This window comes from Tissierellales bacterium, from assembly GCA_035301805.1.
Taxonomy (GTDB): Bacteria; Bacillota; Clostridia; order Tissierellales; family DATGTQ01; genus DATGTQ01.
In genome coordinates this window covers 1-2,871 of record DATGTQ010000009.1, presented here as the reverse complement: position 1 = coordinate 2,871, position 2,871 = coordinate 1, and the positions used below count along the sequence as shown (strand labels likewise).

At 27.8% G+C, this 2,871-nt stretch carries 5 protein-coding genes; 2 read left to right on the top strand and 3 right to left on the bottom strand.

Translation table 11 applies throughout. The annotated features are described in order from the left end of the window. On the top strand, positions 1-204 hold a 204-nt coding region (locus VK071_00295; protein HLR33754.1), incomplete at its 5' end, for a hypothetical protein. 147 nt (positions 205-351) lie between these two features. Next, positions 352-771 (top strand): transcriptional repressor, encoded by a 420-nt coding sequence (locus tag VK071_00290; protein HLR33753.1) that lies wholly within the window; start codon positions 352-354, stop codon positions 769-771. Between the two features lie 198 nt (positions 772-969). Here the strand turns inward: VK071_00290 and VK071_00285 are convergent, their stop codons facing one another. The 3 genes from VK071_00285 to VK071_00275 all read right to left on the bottom strand — a co-directional run bounded on the left by VK071_00285 (position 970) and on the right by VK071_00275 (position 2,568). After that, positions 970-1,188: a hypothetical protein gene (locus VK071_00285; protein ID HLR33752.1), complete on the bottom strand. Its 219-nt coding sequence runs from the start codon at positions 1,186-1,188 to the stop codon at positions 970-972. A 224-nt stretch (positions 1,189-1,412) separates the two neighbouring features. Beyond that, entirely contained in the window at positions 1,413-2,039 is a 627-nt protein-coding gene (locus VK071_00280) for a hypothetical protein (protein ID HLR33751.1), read from the bottom strand. A 13-nt stretch (positions 2,040-2,052) separates the two neighbouring features. Further along, positions 2,053-2,568, bottom strand: a complete 516-nt coding sequence (locus VK071_00275; protein ID HLR33750.1) for a cob(I)yrinic acid a,c-diamide adenosyltransferase — start codon at positions 2,566-2,568, stop codon at positions 2,053-2,055. Between the last annotated feature and the right edge of the window lie 303 nt (positions 2,569-2,871).

The window sequence follows — 2,871 nt, the reverse complement described above, 5'->3', positions numbered from 1 at the left end:
ACAGTAGATGGATTTTATTCTAAAACTATTTTTACTTTCTTTGAAGCCATGGGATTATTAAATATGGTGGAAAAATCAAAAACTCAGTTATCTGTTACTCCTTTAGGTAAAGACGTATTTGCAGTTCTAGAAGTTTATAATATGAATAGTGACAATAAGAATGGAAAAATAATATATTTAGATAAATATAAAGAAAAAGAATAGTGAAATTTCACTATTCCTTTTCTTTATATTATTATCAAAACCTTGACAAATAAAAATATCTTAGCTATACTATGATTATAACCATTACAAAATTGAAATCATTTTATTAATTATATCTATTCATTTCTATTGGAAGGAAGTCTGGATATGAAAAATCGCATAGAGTACTTAAAACATTATTTAAAAAAATATAATATAAAACCTTCAACAATTAGAATAAAAACCCTAGACTATTTGTTAAGCAATGATATTCATCCTAATGTTGAAGAAATTTACAAAAAATTAATTGAAGATATACCAACCTTATCTAAAACAAGTATATACAATACATTAGAATTATTTGTAGAAAAAGGTTTAGTCCAGATAGTTAGAATTGATGATAAAGATTCTAAATATGATCTTAATACAGATCCCCATGGACATTTTATATGTAATATATGTGATAAAATCTACGATTTTGATATAAAAGATACAAAAAATATAGAAAAGGAACTTGAAGGTTGTAATATAGGAAGTAAGAACATTTATTATTATGGAATATGTAAAAAATGCAATGAAAATTTGTAAGAAAAATAAGAAACCCCTCCATTCCCTGTTATTTCTGATGAATTAGGTAGAGTTTCTTTACAACCTAGTATGATTAAAATAAATACCTTAAAGTAATATACCTAATCTATTACATTAGGGCATGATAATCTGTATATTTCAATATTTGAAGCTTAAAGTTAATGTTTAACTTTAAGCTTTTTATAGATAAACTGTCTATTATATTTTAGCCTCGGCAACCTTCTTTTCCTCCTCTGTTAACTTTCCTAGGTTTAAAAATAAATTTAAATCAGCTACAATAGTTTTGTCATATTCATTATAAACCTCTAGAAAGTGAAAGAAGTAACCAATCTCCTTCATATATTCTGGAACCTTTGACAACGCCTTTATAAATATAATTGGATTTTCTCCATAAATCTTAGCTAATACTTTAGTCACTTCTTCATATTCTTCATTATATATTTTATCCGACTTCGACTTTTTCTAATAACTCTGTTAATTTAAATTTATTTAGCAAAAAATCCTCTATTTCTATAAATGAGAAACTTTTTCTTATGGTTTATAAATTCTAAATATTGGCGATCTTACTACTTAATACATTAAAGCACTGGTCATATTAACCAGTGCCTAAATTAAAGAGACACCTCTCTTTAGTTTTCATCTCAGCCATGAGTATCAGGATCAAATTTAATTGATTTTGTTTCCTCTTTTCCATCTTTTTTTTCAACATAAACCATCATATTATCATCTTCCCATGATTTAGGAAAATAATCTACTTTTTCATTTGCTTCTTCAATAACTTTTACTTTGCTACCATATAGATAATATATGCCTAGATCTATATCACCTTTTCCTTCCTCATCATCAACACCTATTAATAATTTTGACGAATCTGGGGACCATTGTACATCTCCCACAGTCATTATTTCATCCTTAAGAATTTTATCCCTTCCATCAATTATATAAGTTTTTTTAGGGTCTTCTATATCCTCTTGGACTAGTAAATATACTCCACCGTTAGACCATTTTATACCCTGTAATTTACCTGAAACTTCTTTAATTTCTGTTTCTTCTTCTGTTTTGGCATCATACAGTACAAGGACATAATTTTCATCATCTATTTTCTTTGTAAAAGCTGCTCTTCTATCCCTATACCAACTATATTCACCTACATCTTCTCTACTTTCAAAATCATCATCCTCTAGTACTTCTTCTTTCCCACAAGCGGATAATAAAAGTGAAACTAAAGTTATAATTATTATAAATAATATTACAATTTTCCTCCTCATAAGCACCTCTCCTTTAAAATTCAATTCCTTTTCTAGCCTCAATACCTCTTTTATAATAATGTTTTACTTCCTTCATCTCTGTAACTAAATCTGCCAAATCAATTAATTCTTCCGGAGCATTCCTTCCAGTTAAAACTACTTCTACCTTTTCATTTCTATTATGAAGCATGTCTATAACTTCTTCCACAGAGAAGAGCTTATAATGTAAAGCTATATTAATTTCATCTAAAACAACTAAGTCATATTTACCACTTTTTAATATTTTTTCACAATAATTTAATCCTTCTTTGGCCTTTAAAATATCCTGGTTTGTTGGATCCTTATATATAAAACAATCTCTACCAAATTGATATATTTTAAAATTTGGTAGACAATCCCCTAATCTTAACTCACTATAATCCATTCCCTTTATAAACTGGCCAAAAAACACCTTTTTCCCCGAAAGAGCAGCCCTTACTGAAAGACCTAAACTTGCAGTAGTTTTCCCCTTGCCATCACCAGTATATATATGTACATAACCCTTTTCCATAATATCACCCTTTCACCCTATTTTAAAAAAGTGAGAAAAAGGGCCAATCCTTTTCTCTCACTTTTCACATTTTATTCTCCTAATGTTTTCAATTTTAATTCTACAATATCCACTTGATTATAGGCAGTCCGCTTAAAATATAGTTAGTATAAGTATACTATACGTAGGAATCTTTTACAATTAAAAATATTAGGCCTGAAAATGGAAAAAAAGGCTTTAAGGTCCTTTAATATCTATAATTTAATTATTGAAAATTTCTCATGTATTTCTATTGCCAAATCTGTTAAAGCATCACTAGTACTT